This is a genomic window from Apibacter sp. wkB309, from assembly GCF_002964915.1.
Classification (GTDB): Bacteria; Bacteroidota; Bacteroidia; order Flavobacteriales; family Weeksellaceae; genus Apibacter.
Map to the genome: position 1 here is coordinate 497,176 of NZ_PSZL01000022.1, position 17,181 is coordinate 514,356.

The following is a 17,181-nucleotide window of genomic DNA, read 5'->3' on the forward strand; positions in this document are numbered from 1 at the left end:
TTTTAAATTTCGTCATCTTCATTAAAATTCCTCAGAGCTTTAACTTCATTTCTATTACGTATAGTTGATAAAATATTCTTACCTTTAGAAATGACCATAGGAACAACATAAGAAGAAGCTAACATGATCAATTTCCCTGATAAAGATTTCTTATTTACAAACCTTGAAATTACTTTTTCAGTTCCGAAACCTATTCCAAAATTAATTAGCATCTTTAAGAGATTTGAATTAGAAACAAAGGAAAATGCTTTGTCTCTTACATTATCATTAACTAAACCTAAGGTTTCAGGTAAATGACTTAAAGAGAGTTTATTCTCCATATCAGAAATCTCATCTTTTAATACACGTTTACGTAATAAAAAATCTTCGTACGTATATCTTCCGTTAGTTTTTGTCATTAAGTTCATTTTCTTTTACATTTAAATGTAATTCAATAATTTTCCTTTCAATAAATTTTTTGATTTTCGAATAATTGGAAAGAAGAATCATAAAAATGATGAGATAGATACAAGAAATAATTAAAATGCCTAATCCCATATTATTAAAATGAGTTCCAAGCATTACTCCCAGAGCAATACTGGCTAAAAATATGAACATCAGTCCTAAGCTGAAAACAATAATGATGAAAATTACTATGCTCAACAAACCGGAAATAGTCTCAGTCAATTCCAATTTAAGAAGTTCGATTCTATTATTGATATATTTTTTTACAAAACCTAACATAAGTTATTAAAATATAGTGATAAAACTAAAAAAGAGTCATTAAAACAGACTCTTTTAAATTTTCAGTAATTATTTTTTGGTCAACTCATCGTATTCCTCCGTGAGATGATCAATTGTCTCATCTTTTTTTCTATTAAACTCTTTTTTATACTTATCATACCCCTCCTTTAATTCATCTTTATATTTATGATAAGAATCCTTAAGACTTTCCCCCAAATCTTCTGCTTTTCTTTTTATTTTTTTACGGGTGTTTTTACCTTTATCAGGAGCAATTAACACACCGGCAAGAAATCCGGCAACAGCTCCTAATACCATACCGGTTAAAACATTTTGAGCATTTTTATTTCCCATACTAATTACTATTAAATATTATTATAATGTTATTTTTAGAATTTTCACACTTTACTTAAGACAAGAAAAAACAACTAAGATTATCAATTATCTAGCTTATCATTTAAATAAATTTACTATTTATACAATATGCTTAAACTATAATAATTAAAAATTTAAAACTTATTTTTAATTTTGTTGCCTTAAACAAATTTACTCAATAAATTTGTAATTTCCAAAACAACATAAAAAATTATGCCAAAGTTCTCTTCACGAGGTTTAAATATGCCTGAGTCTCCTATTAGGAAACTAGCTCCTTATGCAGTTAAAGCAAAGGAAAAAGGGTTACATGTATACCATTTGAATATCGGACAGCCGGATATCAAATCCCCGCAAACTTCCATCGATGTTTTAAAAAATATTGATATTGATATTTATGCGTATACTCCTTCTGAAGGAAAATTTGATTATAGAGAAACACTAAAAGATTATTATCACTCGTTAGGATTCAATGACTTAACCAGAGACAATTTTATTATTACCAACGGGGGGTCTGAAGCCCTTTCTTTTTCTTTAAGTTGCTTATGCGACCAGGGAGATGAAATTATTGTTCCTGAACCGTTTTATGCAAATTATTACAGTTTTGCAGAATCTATTGGTGTTACTATAGTTCCCATTGTTTCAACTATTGATACCGGATTTTCATTACCCGATATTGAAAAATTCGAAGAAGTAATTACACCCAAAACCCGTGCAATTCTCATTACCAATCCAAGTAATCCCACGGGTTACCTTTATTCAAGAGAAGAATTGCAAAAATTGGCAGATATAGCAATTAAACACGATATATTCCTTATATCCGATGAGGTATACAGAGAATATGTATACGATGGTTTACCATTTCATTCCGTATTGGATTTTCCTGAACTTAAAGACAATGTGATTGTTGTAGATTCCGAATCCAAACGTTACAGCCTTTGTGGAATCCGTTGCGGTTTTTTAGTTACCAGAAATACAAAATTTTTGGAAATAGCTTTAAAATTTGCCCAAGCTCGTTTGAGTCCTTCTTTAATTGGACAGATTATTGCCAATGCCGCACACAAACAACCTCTTTCGTACATTGAAAACGTAAGAAAAGAATATTCGGAAAGACGGGACTTATTGGTAAAATTACTAAATGAAATCCCGGGGGTAATTTGTCCCAATCCCAAAGGATCTTTTTATTGTACTGTAGAATTGCCGGTTGATAATGCTGAGGATTTTTGTTTATGGATGTTAAAAGACTTTGAGTATGAGAACGGTACGGTTATGCTAACCCCTGCACAAGGTTTTTACTCCAACCAAGAACATGGCAAAAAACAGGTTAGACTTGCTTATGTAATCAATAAAGATGACATTGCCCAATCCATAAAAATTATCAAAAAAGGTTTAGAAAAATATAATTCACTTCAATGATAGTTCAGGAAAATAAGGATATCAAAAAATTTACGACTTTTCAAGTACCTGCGCTTTGTAATTTTTTTACGGAAATATCTACACTCGAGGAGCTCAACGAGGCTTTAAATTTTTCTGAGAATCAAAATTTACCTGTATTATTTATAGGAGGAGGAAGCAATATCCTATTTACTAGAGCATTTCATGGATTAGTTATACAAGTTAATTTAAAGGGAATTCAAGAAAGGCCGGGTAACGATGAGAATCATGTATTCGTATCTGCTATGGCCGGAGAAAATTGGGATTCTTTTGTGAGCTATTGTGTAGCTAAAAATTACGGAGGATTGGAAAATTTATCTTTTATTCCTGGTAATGTTGGAACCTCTCCTATACAGAATATCGGAGCTTATGGAGTTGAAATGAAAGATTCTTTTTATCAACTGAAAGCTCTTAATCTAAAATCCCGTGAAATAGAGATTTTTTCTTCTGAAGATTGTAAATTCGGATATAGAGAATCTTTTTTTAAGAATGAAGGAAAAAATAAATATGCCATTATTGAAGTTACTTTTCGATTAACCACTAAAAAACATAAACTTAAACTCTCATATGGAGATATAAAAGAAGAACTTATTAAAAAAAATATTTCTGAACCCTCTTTGCTAGATGTAAGAAATCAAATTATAGCTACCCGTAAACGTAAACTTCCTGATCCCTCACTTTTGGGAAATGCAGGAAGCTTTTTTAAAAATCCGATTATAACAATCGATCAATTAACTAAAATTCAAGAAAATTACCCCAATATACCTTTTTATACCATTTCCGATACTAGGGTTAAGATTCCTGCTGCGTGGTTAATTGAAAATGCCGGTTGGAAAGGCAAAAAAATCGGAAACGTGGGTGTACACGAAAAACAACCGTTGGTATTAGTCAATCTGCATAATGCCGGCGGAGAAGAAATTTTATCACTATCAAACTCTATAATTGAAGATGTTAATAAAATTTTTAATATTCAATTAGAACGAGAAGTAAATATCATCTTATAAATTTATATTTTTGCCTCCTTATTAAAATATGAAGATATTCCTTTATCCCTTTGCCGGTTTGTATTGGCTGGTTACTTATATTAGAAATAAATTTTTTGATTGGGGACTTTTACATTCAAAAAGTTACAAAAAACCGATTATCACCGTAGGAAATTTAAGCGTTGGAGGAACGGGTAAATCACCTTTCGTTATATATTTAATCGGATTGTTGAAAGATACTCATCTTATCGGCGTTTTGAGCCGAGGCTATGGCAGGAAATCCAAAGGTTTCCATTTTGCAAATTATACTACCAGTTATGAAGATATTGGTGATGAACCCATGCAATTTTTTTTACGTTTTAAAAACAAAATAATTGTAGGAGTAGACGAAAAAAGAGCCCATGGAATCGACAATTTAATCAAGGATTTTAATCCTGATCTTTTTATTTTAGATGATGCTTTTCAACATCGGTATGTAAAGGCGGGATTGAATATTCTTTTAACAGATTACAGTCGTCCCTATTATGAAGATCATATTTTACCTGTGGGACGTTTACGTGAAGGCAGATATGGTGCTAAAAGGGCACAAATAGTTGTTGTTACCAAATGTCCCGAAAATCTAGATGAAGAAAATAAAAAGACCATTGAAAGAAAATTAAAATTACAACCCTATCAATCTTTGTTTTTTTCAACGATCATATATGAAAAACAGGTAATCTCTTCAACTTTAACTTTACCTATTGATGATCTGCTTTCTTATCAGATCCTGTTAGTAACAGGAATAGCCAAATATCAGGATATATTGGAATTTGCTGAAAAGAAATTTTCATCGGTTACTCATTTACAATTTAAAGATCATCATAATTTTTCCGAAGCGGATATTGTGGAAATTGAAAAAGCTTATCAAAAATTAGATGGTAAAGCAGTCATTTTAACTACTGAAAAAGACTTTATGCGATTAAAACATTTTCAACAACTGCAAGATATTCTTTTTTATCTTCCTATTAATATAAAATTAGACAGACCGGAAGAGTTTAAAAAATTACTAACGAAATTCGCAGGATAATGAGATGTCCTCATCTTTGAAATAGATATTTATCTATATTTGAATGGATTTCCTTATCTTTATCACAAAATTTTAACATTAAATTACCTTTACATGAATAAAAAGATATTATTTTGGGTTTTTCTTATTACAGGAATAATATGGATTTTAGGGGCAAGTTATTGGTATATATGGATTGAAAATCTGGATTTAAGCAAATTAAATTTAAGCAGTAATGACCCGAATACTAAAGCTTTTTTTAAAGCTGTTTCTGTGGTATTTGTACCTTTATTGATCACAGCTTTTCTTTTTTATTTTATAGGTTTATTGTTTGGTAAAAAAGAGGAAAAATATTTTACGGATATTGAAAAAGAGAATGAGCAATTGAAAAATGAAATTGCCACGCATATTGATAAAATTGAAACTATGAAGGTTTTATATACCGGTGGAAAAATCAGAAGAAGACCCATAGAGACGCTTGAAAACACCTCTACCCTCTCTGCTACTGAAAACGGTATTGTTGATGAAGAAAATAAAGAAAATACGCCCATTAAAAAAGATGATTTAAAAATAATTGAAGGTATTGGTGAACGTATTGAATTCTTTTTAAATGAAAGCGGCATTTATACTTGGGAACAACTTTCTCAACAATCTGTGGATTCATTGAAAAATATTCTTGAGCTTTATGAAGGAGCTTCCTATCGTATACACAATCCAAGCCATTGGCCACAACTTGCTGAACTGGCAGCAACAAATCGATGGGATGAGTTTGAGGCTTTGCAAAAGTCCTTGTAGAGCAAATAATGTTTCTTTTATTAATTAAAAAAATATAAAATCGAGAAATTTTAAATTTATATTCTTGTTTAATTTATTTACAAACTGATTTTAATTGCAAAGTCTTAAAAATTAAATGCCTTCTTCGTTCATTATTCTTAAATACCTAAAATTAATTATAAATCTATCAATCTTTTCTACTAAATCTTTTTTAAATAAGTTATGTAACGTTTTCAACTCTTATGTGTATAAAGGGTTGATAGAGTTACTTATAATTCAGCTAGTTTTGATACGGACTATCTATTTTATCAAGATAAATTCTATTTAATTGTAAAAAATTTACTTTTTACCTGAAAATTTTTAAATAAAACTTGCATTGTAATAAATTTGTTGTATATTTGCACTCACAAACACCGCGGGATGGAGCAGTAGGTAGCTCGTCGGGCTCATAACCCGAAGGCCACAGGTTCGAGTCCTGTTCCCGCTACCAAGTTTAAAAGAGAATCAAGTATATTGATTCTCTTTTTTTTATTTAGTTAATTATTAGCAAATTCAATTAAAAAAAAAAATTATACTTTATTAGTTTTAAAATCATTTATCAATAAAAACTAAAAAATTATTATTTATAAATAGCTTTATTGTCCAAAAAAATCTTAAAAAATCAACACTATATTTATTAATTTGATTCATTAGATCACAATGCTCATTTTAAAAAAAAGTATATAATTGCAAAATATAGCTTAAATTTATCAATATTATTATTGATTAGTTTAACTATTTTACGCTCAATAAATATATAATTTCTTATAAGATCAGACTTTCAAAAATAAGCTGGCGATTGTCTTAGTTTTATTCTAAGGCTATATTCACGATAAGTAAGAATAAAAAGCTATTATAATTTTGTACTACATTTATAAAATTAATCTCTTTTTTAAAAATTATATATTTTCCAATAAACAAAGTGAATAATTTTCGAAAATATCTACTCCTTTTATATTGTTTAAATAGGTTTACTTATCCTTTTTTATAAGTAATAATTTAAATCGTTATTCATTGTCTTCATCATTATAAAACACATTATAGTTTTGTAGGTATTTTATAAGAAGTATTTTCTATATAAGTCTTATTCTCTTTGATAAATTGGCAGAGCTGCAAAAAGTATTGAAACATTGGTAAATCGCTGTTGACCATCTATTATTCATAATTGGGATATACCCGAAATGGTAAGAATGCTTTCCTGAAAATAGATCACAAACTCCATAAAGTGTCAACTGGTATATTTTCATCCAATACTTAAAATATTTTTAAATAATTCTTGACAATGTTCCAATATTTAGTTATAAATACGTTGGTATATTGGAATAACAAATTGATTACGTGATTTGAGTATAGATGCTGATTCTTTCATAGATTTTAGTTTTCAGGTTTTACGTTTACTTTTTATTATAAACTTTTTATTACTTCAGTAATTGTTCTGAAAGTATAAGTATCTGGTACTTGAACTGATTCGAAAGCCATAAAATACTTATATTTTTCACCTGCTTTTTCAGCCCATTTTTTACCTAATAAATTTTTATTTTTACTATCTTCATTATTTAAATGATCTCCTTTTACTTCTAATAAAATCAGATTATTCTTTTCGGTACAAATGATAAAATCCGGGTAATGGTTTTTGTTATATCCGTTCAGAAAAAAACCTTTCTTTCGCTCTAAATTCCGATGCCAGAACTTTACATTTTCTAAAGCGGCTACTTCCATAATGATTTTATGCTCTGACTTATTCATTTTCTCTTCCTGTTCATATAAGGATTTAATGATTGGACTGCTAGGTTCTACCAGGTTTACCTGCTTAGGAAAGCTCCAACTTTCTTTAGTAATAATCTGGTTGGTATCTAGTAATCGGTTAAAACTTTCACGGGAATAGACATCGGTTAATTTATTTATTTTTTCTTTTATTTTTACTATGTATATATATACGTTAGTAACTATATCTCTAATTTGTTCCGTATTGGTAATGTTTTCAAAAATTTTGTTTACATATTTGGTTAAATCCTGCTGAGAGATAGGGCTCTGATCTCCCAGTTTTCTAACTATTAAACTACTTATCTGTCTTATTCGTCCTTCTTTCGGAGTGTTGAGTATGGCGTTGAGTAACAATTCTTTTTCCCGGGTTACTATTTTTTCCGTTTTAACGGTTCCTGTTCGTTCATCTATATCTGTTTTATAAATATCGGCAGAGATTTTGAAGTCAATCTGTGTATCCTGAGTGGCTAAGACAAATCCTTCTAAGAGACTGTTTTTACTAAGAAAAATTTCATTTTCTTTCAATTCTTTAAAAAGAATTGCATTCAAATCTTCTACTGGAGATTTTTTAAAAAACTGAGGTAATTTCATATTACCGGCAATATATTCTTCATTTATTTTATAGGTTTTCACTGTTCCTCCCATTGCTTGTATAAGATAGGTGTCATCGTCCTCATCGGTATTTGTAAGTTTTTGTTCAAATTCTTTTCCTTCAGTTATCGCTTTTTCGGTTATTTGCTGAACAATACTATTATCTGTTACTTTCGAAACAATTCCGTTATCATTTAACGGAATATACTCTATTTTTTCAATTGCAAAATCATCATCTGAAGAGGTGGTTTCCGGTGTATCAACAGAAAGCAATTCCTGCTTTAAAATATCATTGTCTGTAAGCTCTTCTTCTTGTTGGGTATCAGTTGCGTAATAATCATCTTTACTAAAGCCGGAATCCTGCAATCCTTTTACAATTTTATCCAGCGTTTCTTTAAATTTAGCAGAAGCCGTAAGAACAAAGGAAAGGTTTAGAAGAGTTTTCGAGTGTTGGGTTACATAGGGTTGACGTAAAATACGCCCTAAAATCTGTTCTACATCTACTGCGGAAGATTTATCTGCCAAAGAAGCCAAAATATAGGCATTGGGACAATCCCAACCTTCTTTTAATGCATTAATAGTAATAATGTACCGCACAGGACAATCTTTGGAAGTTAAGTCTATTCCTTTTAGTTCATCAATTCCGCTGACTTTTATTTTGATTTGTTCTTCTGGTATACCTAAGCGAATTAGTTTTTCTTTTATATTCTGAAAAGTGGTATTATCTTTTCCTTTAATATTGGATTGGGCCTGAAATAAAATAATCGGGCGTATGTATTTGCCCTTCTGTTTTTCTTCTTCTTGTGCCAGTAATTCTAATTGTCGTTGTAATTGTAAGGCACTGCTAATCACCTCTTCTTTCCGGTGGTGATTGTACACAATTACCGGAAGTTTTACCATGTGTTCTTTTTTCAGCTCTACTGCATTTACAAAACTGATAATATTACTGTTCGATTTGGGGGTGGCTGTTAAATCCAAAACCAAAGAAGGGTTTAAATTGTTTAGCATTTCCACGCTTAAATCGCTCTCTGCATTATGACTTTCATCTACTATAACCACCGGATTCAGGCTTCTTATTACATTAATCAGAGCCGTTCTGTCGGTTCCTTCCAATACTACTTCTTCATCAATAAGAGTGTCGGCAAAGGATTCTAAGGCACCATTTTCCTGATATATTTTACGATCTTCCTTGTTGGCTTTATTTATTCGTAAACTGCTAAAATTGAAAACAAAAATATTTAATTGCTCCAGTGCTGAGGAAGGATTAAAATTAGCTCCCTGCAATAGTTGCTCTTTTCCGTATACCTCTACTCTTCCGTTAAAGAGAGTATTGAGTTTTTGGCGGTACGGATGAGAAGAGTTGGATAAATTACCCACCGTTTGTTGCAACAGGTTAGACCAGGGTACCAGCCAAACCACGGCCTTTGGATTTCCTTTGTTAAAATAAGTGTTAATACTTTTTAAGGCATTACAGGCAATAAAGGTTTTTCCGCCGGCAGTAGGTACTTTTATCGCAATATGAGCCGCTCCGGGAATGGTATCTTTATACGGTCGCTTTCCGGTGATAGAACCGTCTAATTTTACGGTATATTCTCCCAGTTTATCTTTCCAGTATTCATTAAATGCCTGTGCCGGAGAGCTACATTCTTCCAGATAACTCAAATAGTTTTCTAAATCGGTTATTACTTTTTGTTGGTAGGGTTTTAATTCCATAAAGGTTATCCTTAAAAACGGGTAATATCCCGGGGTATTTTTTTAAATATAAGGGAATGTTTGTTCATAAAATCGGCATCGAGTAAGCAGTTATCTGCATAAATAATATATTGTTCTGCCTTCGTTTTCAGGGTGCGCAAAAAGTTCTCATCCAATGTGGTAAGCTTTTCTTTATCGTAATAAAAATAATACGCCGTTTGGTATTGTTTTCCTAACAGATAGTTTTCTTCCTGTTTTTGGTAAGGAGTTTTCACCTCGGAATACCAAATATATTCCCTGATTTTATCTTCTCCTACTTCTTCATTTAATATATTTTCTTCTAAGAACAGCGGTTTACCTAGTTCGTAATAAGAAAAATCTCCTTCGGTGCCCTCCACCGCTTTATTTCCTTCACCATAACCGGAAATTACCCGTTTTACCCTTTCGGCAGTAATACTTTCTGCATAGTTTTCCATTTCTACCAAAATAAACTTGCGGTTACCTCCGTCTTGTTTATTGAGATTTAAAACGGCATGAGCCGTGGTTCCTGAACCTGCAAAGGAGTCTAAAATAATGGAATTTTTATCTGTTGATACAGTAAGTATAAATTTTATTAATTCTGATGGCTTAGGAAAATCAAATAATTTCTGTTTAAAAATATCTTTTAATTCATTAGTACCTTGAGTATTTAAAAATTCTTCGAGTAGTGCCTCTGGGTATTTGTTTACAAAATCTAACTCTCGTTCTTTCATATACACTCTTTTTTTTTCAAAATGAACTAAATTACTCCTAAATCTTTCAATAAAAGTATCATAACCCCATCTCCATCTCCCATATTCATTACCTCTTTTTCTAGGTCTATAACATTTATATCCTTTTGCTATTAATTCTAAATCTTCATTCTCATAAACAGTACTTCTTTCCAAGTTATAGTCAAATTTTAAGTCTATTTTATTGTATTCTTCATTATAATAAATAGAATACCCCATCTTACTTCTTTTTACTAATGTATCATCTCCCCCTTGCATTTCTAGAGCACGAATACTGTAAAATCCAATACTATCTTTTAATTTAAATTTTTTACTATTTTTAATTTGATAAGATCTAAATGTAAAATTATTTTTTTTATAAGGTAAAATATAATCTGTAGTTGTTATAATTTTATTATTTCCTGTATCATTTTTTGAGCCACTACTTTGCTTACGTGTAATTAATCCTAAATAATTATTCTTTCCAAAAATTTCATCACAGATTAATTTTAGGTTTGCCTGTTCGTTATCGTCAATAGAAATAAAAATAGCCCCATCGTTAGCTAATAATTTATGTAATAGTTTCAACCGGGGATACATCATGCAGAGCCACTTATCGTGCCGGCTTAAGTCTTCGCTTTCCTTACCTACTACCTGCCCCAACCATTTTTTTATTTTAGGATCGTTTACGTTGTCGTTATATACCCAGCCTTCGTTTCCTGTGTTATAAGGAGGATCTATATAAATACATTTTATTTTCCCTTCGTACTCTGGCAGTAAACTTTTTAAGGCTTCGAGGTTATCGCCGTGTATAATTTTATTTTCGCTGGTTTTTTCTTTCTCTTCTGTTTGTGTACCGTTTGTATAGGTATATTGCTTTTCCAGTATCCTAAAAGGTACTTCCTGATGATGATTAATTACTTTCTCTTTTCCTATCCAGTGAAGTGAAGGCATTTATCTAATTTTTTATCTAGAGCAAAGATAAAAAATATATACTTTAGTATACAATATAAATTAACAAATTTATTATATAAATTTTTATTTTTTAATCGATTTTTATTTCTTATTTAATGTATATGAAATAAATTACTGCAAATATTGGTATATAAAATATTTCTAATTTTTTGATTAGAGTTAGTTATTTATCTTATTTTTAATCTAAAATATTATATCAATGAGCAAAAATTTGGAAAATTATCCGTTAGTATAACTATAAAAGATAAAAGTAAAGAAGGTTTTATAAAGAGAATAAACAAAATATTTAACTATGTTAAATGAAAAAAAAATAGAATGGAAATTCAATTATTTAAATTATTTTAGGAAATAAAAGTAAACAATTTAACAAATATATAGTATTCTGTTTAACAATAACTTTCAGAATAAATTTTGTAAAAATTAATAATTAAAAAAATTCATTAACTTATTATAAGAAACAAATATTGCTTATCCAGTCAATATATATTATATGTTTTTTTTATTAATGAATGGATTAATAATAAACCAATATCTTGATTATTTTAGCAGCCTAAAACAAACTATTTATTCAATAATCTCTCAATCAATTCATTTTTTTCTTGAATCATACGTTCATAGAGTTCTTGTTTTTCTTTGTAAAGATCTTCTTTTTCGATATACAGTTCAATGATTTTTTCAATAGGATTAAATGTACATTTATAATGAAAACTTTCAATTGTATTTGCAATAAAATTCAAAGCGCCTTCATCATTGAAATTTTCAATCGCCTCTACGGGAATTTTAAGAATTTGAGCGATTTTTTCAAGAGTTTCTTTTTCAATTTCTTCTTTGGCTTCCAATTTAGATACTCCTGCTTGTGTTATATGTAATTCAACGGCTAAAGCATCTTGTTTAACGCCTAACATTTCGCGCAATCTCTTTATGTTTCTTCCGTGATGTACTTTTTTAGAGCTAATATCAGCATTCATGGTTTGTTTCGTTTTATCTGTTTACAAAAATATAAAATTATACGAATTAAATAAGATATTCTTCGCTGGTTGTGCGAATTAACATTTTATAATTATTTATCTTATCTAGGTGTCGTTACTTTGCTTGTATAAATATAATTAAAATATGAAACACAAGCCTTATAAACACATACAAGATTTAATCAATGAATTAAAAAAAGATCACGCTAAATACAGTGAATATGCAGGTATCGGAAGTTATAAACATTTAGGGTTTACTATTCTTTCAATGCTAAATATTTGTCAAACGCATTTGTTTTCTTTGGAAAATCAAGGTTCAAAGGAAGAAGAAGAAATACGGATTGATATTTACAACCTTTTGGAATTAATAAAAAAACTTCTTCCACATCTCGAATTTGAATTTTTAGATAGGGTATTGGTCGAAGACTAACGAAATTTAAATATGTAATTATACTTTAAAAATATCTTGAATTAGTTGTTGAACCCTTTGGGTTGAATAATAATACAAAAACATTTTATAGTTAAGCAAATCCATGACCTCAACTTTCCAAATATATTTATTGTACGATTGAATTCTAATCTCCATTGAAGCATCTACAAACAAACCTAAAACGGCATTTTCAATCGAATTTATTTTAGAAAAAATTTCGAGTACTTGCGATTTTAATGCAGGTAAAGCCTCTTCCCTTTTAACAGAAAGTAATTTAGAACTATTTTCTAAATAAAGTAAAATCAATGGTTAAAATTCTTTTTATCTTTCGTAAGAATATGAAAACGCCATAACAACATAACGGCAGCAAATCCTAATCCGATACACAAACCGATCCAGGTTCCCACGGCTCCCAATTTTTGTTGGATGCATAAATAGTATCCTATGGGAATAGCTAAGATAATATACGCTATAAAACAAATTAGGGTCGGAATTTTCACATCTCTCATGGCTCGTAAACAACCTAAGCTCACCACTTGTATACCGTCAAAAATTTGGAACAAAGCCGTTAAAATCACTAATCGTGAAGCAATAGCAATAACTTCGGTTTTACTTTTATCAAAAAATATTAACGGAAGTTGATCTTTAAAAATGATAAAAAGTATACCGCATATCGTCATAAAACCGACAACCAAATAAATATTTGCCATCCCTGCTTTTTTTAGATCCGCCATATTCTTAACACCATAATATCCGGCTACTCTAACGGTTGCTGCCACACCAAAACCGGTACAAACTTGAAAGGTTATAGAGGCCAAATTGGATGTTACCGAATGGGCAGAAGTATCTAAATAGCTGTGCATTCCTGCAATAAATGCAGCAAGGGCAAACGAACTTATTTCAAATAAAGACTGTAATGAAGAAGGCAACCCTATGGAAATAAGCTTACGAAAATAGGCCGCTTGAAAATTTTTCCATTTTACTCCTTTTAAATAAAATAATGATTTTTTGTTGGTATATAAAACCACTATAATAATACACATCATTAAAATACGCGCTATTAAGGTTGCCGTTGCAGAACCTTGCAATCCCATTTCCGGCAATCCCCAATATCCGTAAATCAATCCGAAATTCAAGATTACATTTACAATATTAGATATAATGGTTGCGATGGTAACTAAAATAGTCATGGAGATACCTTCAGAAAATTGTCTGTAAGATTGAAAAATCATTAAAGGTAATAAACTCCATGCGCTTATATTGAGGAAAGTAATTGCGTCGGGAATTACGGATACATCTTGTCCTGCTTTGTACATCAAAGGAGAGCACAACTCAAGTAAAAGAATGACCCCTAAGGCCAAAGATACATTCAAAACCATTCCGTGAGTGAATATTTTTTTCACTCGGTCTGTGTTTCCATTGGCAACGGCTGAAGATATAAGAGGCGACATGGAATAGGAAAACCCTAACAGGAACACCAAGAAAATGAAAAACAAACTGGTTGCCAATGAGGATGATGCCACGGCTCTTTCTCCCAAATTCGCTATAATAATAATATCAATAAAATTCACGGAAACTTGTCCCAATTGAGTAATTACAACAGGTAATGCTAATTTAATATTTGCTTTAAAATGTCCTTTTAAATCCATTTGATTTTATTAGAGCCTGCAAAGATAGTGAATTAACAGAAATTCAATTACCGAGCTTTCTGAATCTTTATACTAAAAATCCAAAATATTTTCATTTTATAGAATAAAATCTATTGTATCAATGGCATTTTGTATTATATAGAAGTCAACTTTTAAAATTTCAAGAATAATATCAGTATTAATGAAACAAAAGATGTACCTTTGCATTGCCAGGCATTTGCCATTATTAATGTAATACACTAATACATGAATACCCCTGCAAAAGAAAATTATTTTTTTCAGAAAATTGTGGTTATTGTCGGAACGGCTTTATTTATTATTAAAGTTATTGCCTGGCAGCTTACCCATTCCATAGCGATTTTAACTGATACGTTAGAAAGTATTATTAATGTTGCTGCCGGATTATTTTCACTATACAGCCTTTACCTATCTTCCAAACCCAAAGACAGAGACCATCCCTACGGACACGGTAAAATTGAATTTATTTCGGCCGGGATTGAAGGAAGCCTTATTACCGTAGCCGGTGTGCTAATTATTTACGAATCGGTACTTAATATTTTCAACGTTCATGAAATACGCAAGCTGGACTTTGGAATTTTTTTAATTGCCGTGACCGGACTGGTGAACTATATAATGGGAGTTGCCGCCATTAAAAAAGGTAAGAAAAATAAATCTCTCGCTTTAATTTCGGGAGGAGAGCATTTAAAATCAGATACGTATTCCACCTTAGGACTTGTACTGGGTCTTTTTGTCATGTATTTTTTTAAAATATACTGGATGGATAGCGTGATAGCCTTGATTTTTGCTTTGATTATTATTTTTACCGGGGTTAAAATTATTCGTAAATCCTATGCGGGAATTATGGATGAAGCCGACGAAGAATTGATTGTTCAATTAGTTGAGACTTTAAATAAGAACAGAAATCCAAATTGGATTGACATTCATAATGTACGGTTTATAAAATATGGAAGCAGCTTACATCTGGATTGTCATTTAACCTTGCCCTGGTATTTTAATGTGAGGGAAGCTCATAAAGAATTAGATGCGCTTAAAAAGATAATTATTGATAACTTTGGCAACAGTTTTGAAATGTTTGTTCACGTTGATGATTGCTGTGAATCTATTTCATGCAAAATTTGTACAAAAACCAATTGCCCGTATCGTAAATATCTTTTTGATAAAGAGGTTTTGTGGACAAAAGAAATTATTGAGATTGACAAACGCCATAAATTAGATAAATAAAATATGAGTAAGAAAAAAAATTATTTACGTATTGAAGAAACTATTTTTAAGTCTTTAGGAAAAATTGGATATATCATTATCTTTACTTTAGTATTTTCTCTCGTAATGGTGTTGGTAGATTTTATACTTCATTGTTTTGTAGATAATCATTATACTTCTAAATTCTTATTCTCAGGAGAAATTCCTTTTTCAAATTGGATCAACTTAATGTGGAAAAATTATTCTTTCTCCTTATTTAAAATGGTTTTCTTTGGCGTTATATTTATTATTTTGGGCTTTTATAGAAGCAAAGCTTTAACGAATGAAATTTCTCAATAGATCTAACAATTAAAATTTCACTAAAATAAAAAGATGCTTCCTGATCAGAAAGCAGCTTTTCTATTTATAGAATATAATCTAAATTTATTTTTTCGTTAAAACACTTGAAACGGCAGACTTTATAATTTCTGCTTTTTTAGCTAATTCTTCATCATTCCACAATAAGGAAATAGGAATGGTTACCGTTTTGCTGATAATATCATCTGATTGTGAATAATCTGCATTGGCATAATTTGGTAACAATTCTTTGTGCTCTTTATAAAGAGGGACTAACGATTTCAGTAATTTCAAATGATCCCATTTTCTGATATAATGCCAATTGTTATCATACCAATAAGCATTGCCTATACCTTTGCTGCTTAATTCAAGCGAAACTTTTTTTGCTAATTCTTGGTTTGGTAAAAATATACTTAAAAAAGAAGCATTATCTCCCGCTTCATCCGGTACTCGTCTGAAATTAACACCCTCTACTTCCTTCAACGCATCTTTCAATACTTTTTTATTTTTACGTTGTATGGAAAGTATTTGATCTAATTTTTCAAATTGAGCAAGACCTACAGCGGCGTGTAACTCAGAAATTCTGTAATTTAATCCTAAATACGGATGATTTTCCGCGCCTCTATTATTTCCGATATGATCATGTCCGTGATCAGTATATTGATCGGCATGTACATAGTACTCTTCCTTATTGGTTACTACGGCTCCTCCTTCTCCACAAGTTACGGTTTTAACAAAGTCAAATGAAAAGCATCCTAAGTCTCCTATAGTTCCCAAATATTTACCCCTATAAGTACCTCCAAATGCTTGACATGCATCTTCAATTAATAATAATTTATATTTTTTTGCCAATTCTTTCAAAGCGGAAATATCTGCCATAGCTCCACACATATGTACGGGCATAATTACTTTGGTTCGTGAAGATATGGCTTTTTCTACAGCTTTGGGGTCTAAGGTTAATGTGTCGTCAATGTCAACCAAAACAGGAATGGCTCCCACGCTTAAAACTGCCTCGAAACTGGCCACAAAGGTAAAGGTAGGAAGTATCACTTCATCTCCCGCCCCAACTCCTGCAGCATTCAAAGCCGTTAATAAAGCAGTTGTACCACTACTGGTAAGTTGTGCATGGCTTACATGCATTCTTTTTTGAATGGCCTGTTCAAACTCTTTTGCCTTCCAATGATTATTCCTTGCGGATTCAAAGTTATAACGCATAAGAATACCACTTTCAATAACATCGTTCAGGTGTTTTTTTTCTTCTTCACCCCAAAGCTCATATCCTGGCATAATAAAACTATTTTTATATTATTTTTTTTGTTAAAAATGTTAAACAAAGGTAACAAATTGACTGAAAAGAATCTTTATAAAAACAAATAAAAAAAAGTTAATACCTGAACTATTTCATTAGAGATTTTTTACAAATTTAGGAGCTGAACTCC

Annotated in this window: 16 protein-coding genes and 1 tRNA gene; 8 read left to right on the forward strand and 9 right to left on the reverse strand. The window is 30.7% G+C overall.

What is annotated here, in order from left to right; genetic code table 11:
* Positions 1-2: 2 nt before the first annotated feature.
* The 3 genes from C4S75_RS08110 to C4S75_RS08120 form a co-directional block, all read right to left on the reverse strand.
* Positions 3-398 carry a hypothetical protein gene (locus tag C4S75_RS08110; RefSeq protein WP_105297796.1) on the reverse strand — a complete coding sequence of 132 codons (396 nt, stop codon included), beginning with the start codon at positions 396-398 and terminating at the stop codon, positions 3-5.
* Entirely contained in the window at positions 385-723 is a 339-nt protein-coding gene (locus tag C4S75_RS08115; RefSeq protein ID WP_105297797.1) for a phage holin family protein, read from the reverse strand. The genes C4S75_RS08110 and C4S75_RS08115 overlap by 14 nt, the downstream gene beginning before the upstream one ends.
* A 69-nt stretch (positions 724-792) precedes the next feature.
* Positions 793-1,074, reverse strand: a complete 282-nt coding sequence (locus C4S75_RS08120; RefSeq protein ID WP_221404068.1) for a YtxH domain-containing protein — start codon at positions 1,072-1,074, stop codon at positions 793-795.
* Between the two features lie 234 nt (positions 1,075-1,308).
* Here C4S75_RS08120 and C4S75_RS08125 point away from each other — a divergent pair, with 234 nt between their 5' ends.
* The 5 genes from C4S75_RS08125 to C4S75_RS08145 all read left to right on the forward strand — a co-directional run bounded on the left by C4S75_RS08125 (position 1,309) and on the right by C4S75_RS08145 (position 5,818).
* On the forward strand, positions 1,309-2,508 hold the full coding sequence (locus tag C4S75_RS08125) for a pyridoxal phosphate-dependent aminotransferase (protein WP_105297798.1): 1,200 nt from the start codon (positions 1,309-1,311) through the stop codon (positions 2,506-2,508).
* On the forward strand, positions 2,505-3,530 hold the full coding sequence (gene murB, locus C4S75_RS08130; protein ID WP_105297799.1) for a UDP-N-acetylmuramate dehydrogenase: 1,026 nt from the start codon (positions 2,505-2,507) through the stop codon (positions 3,528-3,530). The genes C4S75_RS08125 and murB overlap by 4 nt, the downstream gene beginning before the upstream one ends.
* Positions 3,531-3,558: 28 nt before the next feature.
* Entirely contained in the window at positions 3,559-4,575 is a 1,017-nt protein-coding gene (gene lpxK, locus C4S75_RS08135) for a tetraacyldisaccharide 4'-kinase (protein ID WP_105297800.1), read from the forward strand.
* Positions 4,576-4,668: 93 nt separating this feature from the next.
* A complete protein-coding gene (locus C4S75_RS08140) occupies positions 4,669-5,349 on the forward strand; it encodes a hypothetical protein (protein ID WP_105297801.1) in 681 nt (226 codons plus the stop codon).
* Between the two features lie 393 nt (positions 5,350-5,742).
* Positions 5,743-5,818, forward strand: a tRNA-Met gene (locus C4S75_RS08145).
* A gap of 953 nt (positions 5,819-6,771) precedes the next feature.
* On the opposite strand, the gene C4S75_RS08150 is transcribed toward C4S75_RS08145, so the two are convergent.
* From C4S75_RS08150 to C4S75_RS08160, 3 genes are all read right to left on the reverse strand, one after another.
* A complete protein-coding gene (locus tag C4S75_RS08150; RefSeq protein WP_105297802.1) occupies positions 6,772-9,435 on the reverse strand; it encodes a DEAD/DEAH box helicase in 2,664 nt (887 codons plus the stop codon).
* A gap of 11 nt (positions 9,436-9,446) precedes the next feature.
* Positions 9,447-11,117 (reverse strand): site-specific DNA-methyltransferase, encoded by a 1,671-nt coding sequence (locus C4S75_RS08155; RefSeq protein ID WP_105297803.1) that lies wholly within the window; start codon positions 11,115-11,117, stop codon positions 9,447-9,449.
* Positions 11,118-11,698: 581 nt separating this feature from the next.
* Positions 11,699-12,106, reverse strand: coding sequence for a helix-turn-helix domain-containing protein (locus C4S75_RS08160; protein ID WP_105297804.1), 408 nt, complete (start codon positions 12,104-12,106; stop codon positions 11,699-11,701).
* 145 nt (positions 12,107-12,251) lie between these two features.
* Here C4S75_RS08160 and C4S75_RS08165 point away from each other — a divergent pair, with 145 nt between their 5' ends.
* Positions 12,252-12,536, forward strand: coding sequence for a hypothetical protein (locus C4S75_RS08165; RefSeq protein ID WP_105297805.1), 285 nt, complete (start codon positions 12,252-12,254; stop codon positions 12,534-12,536).
* 18 nt (positions 12,537-12,554) lie between these two features.
* Here C4S75_RS08165 and C4S75_RS08170 read toward each other — a convergent pair whose 3' ends face one another.
* Together C4S75_RS08170 and C4S75_RS08175 are read right to left on the reverse strand one after the other, a co-directional pair.
* On the reverse strand, positions 12,555-12,842 hold the full coding sequence (locus C4S75_RS08170; RefSeq protein WP_105297806.1) for a hypothetical protein: 288 nt from the start codon (positions 12,840-12,842) through the stop codon (positions 12,555-12,557).
* Positions 12,839-14,185 carry an MATE family efflux transporter gene (locus C4S75_RS08175; RefSeq protein WP_105297807.1) on the reverse strand — a complete coding sequence of 449 codons (1,347 nt, stop codon included), beginning with the start codon at positions 14,183-14,185 and terminating at the stop codon, positions 12,839-12,841. The genes C4S75_RS08170 and C4S75_RS08175 overlap by 4 nt, the downstream gene beginning before the upstream one ends.
* A gap of 246 nt (positions 14,186-14,431) precedes the next feature.
* On the opposite strand from C4S75_RS08175, the gene C4S75_RS08180 reads away from it, so the two are divergent.
* Together C4S75_RS08180 and C4S75_RS08185 are read left to right on the forward strand one after the other, a co-directional pair.
* On the forward strand, positions 14,432-15,427 hold the full coding sequence (locus C4S75_RS08180; protein WP_105297808.1) for a cation diffusion facilitator family transporter: 996 nt from the start codon (positions 14,432-14,434) through the stop codon (positions 15,425-15,427).
* 3 nt (positions 15,428-15,430) lie between these two features.
* Positions 15,431-15,745, forward strand: a complete 315-nt coding sequence (locus C4S75_RS08185) for a hypothetical protein (RefSeq protein ID WP_105297809.1) — start codon at positions 15,431-15,433, stop codon at positions 15,743-15,745.
* An 84-nt stretch (positions 15,746-15,829) separates the two neighbouring features.
* Here the strand turns inward: C4S75_RS08185 and C4S75_RS08190 are convergent, their stop codons facing one another.
* On the reverse strand, positions 15,830-17,029 hold the full coding sequence (locus tag C4S75_RS08190; RefSeq protein WP_105297810.1) for a DegT/DnrJ/EryC1/StrS aminotransferase family protein: 1,200 nt from the start codon (positions 17,027-17,029) through the stop codon (positions 15,830-15,832).
* Positions 17,030-17,181 lie beyond the last annotated feature (152 nt).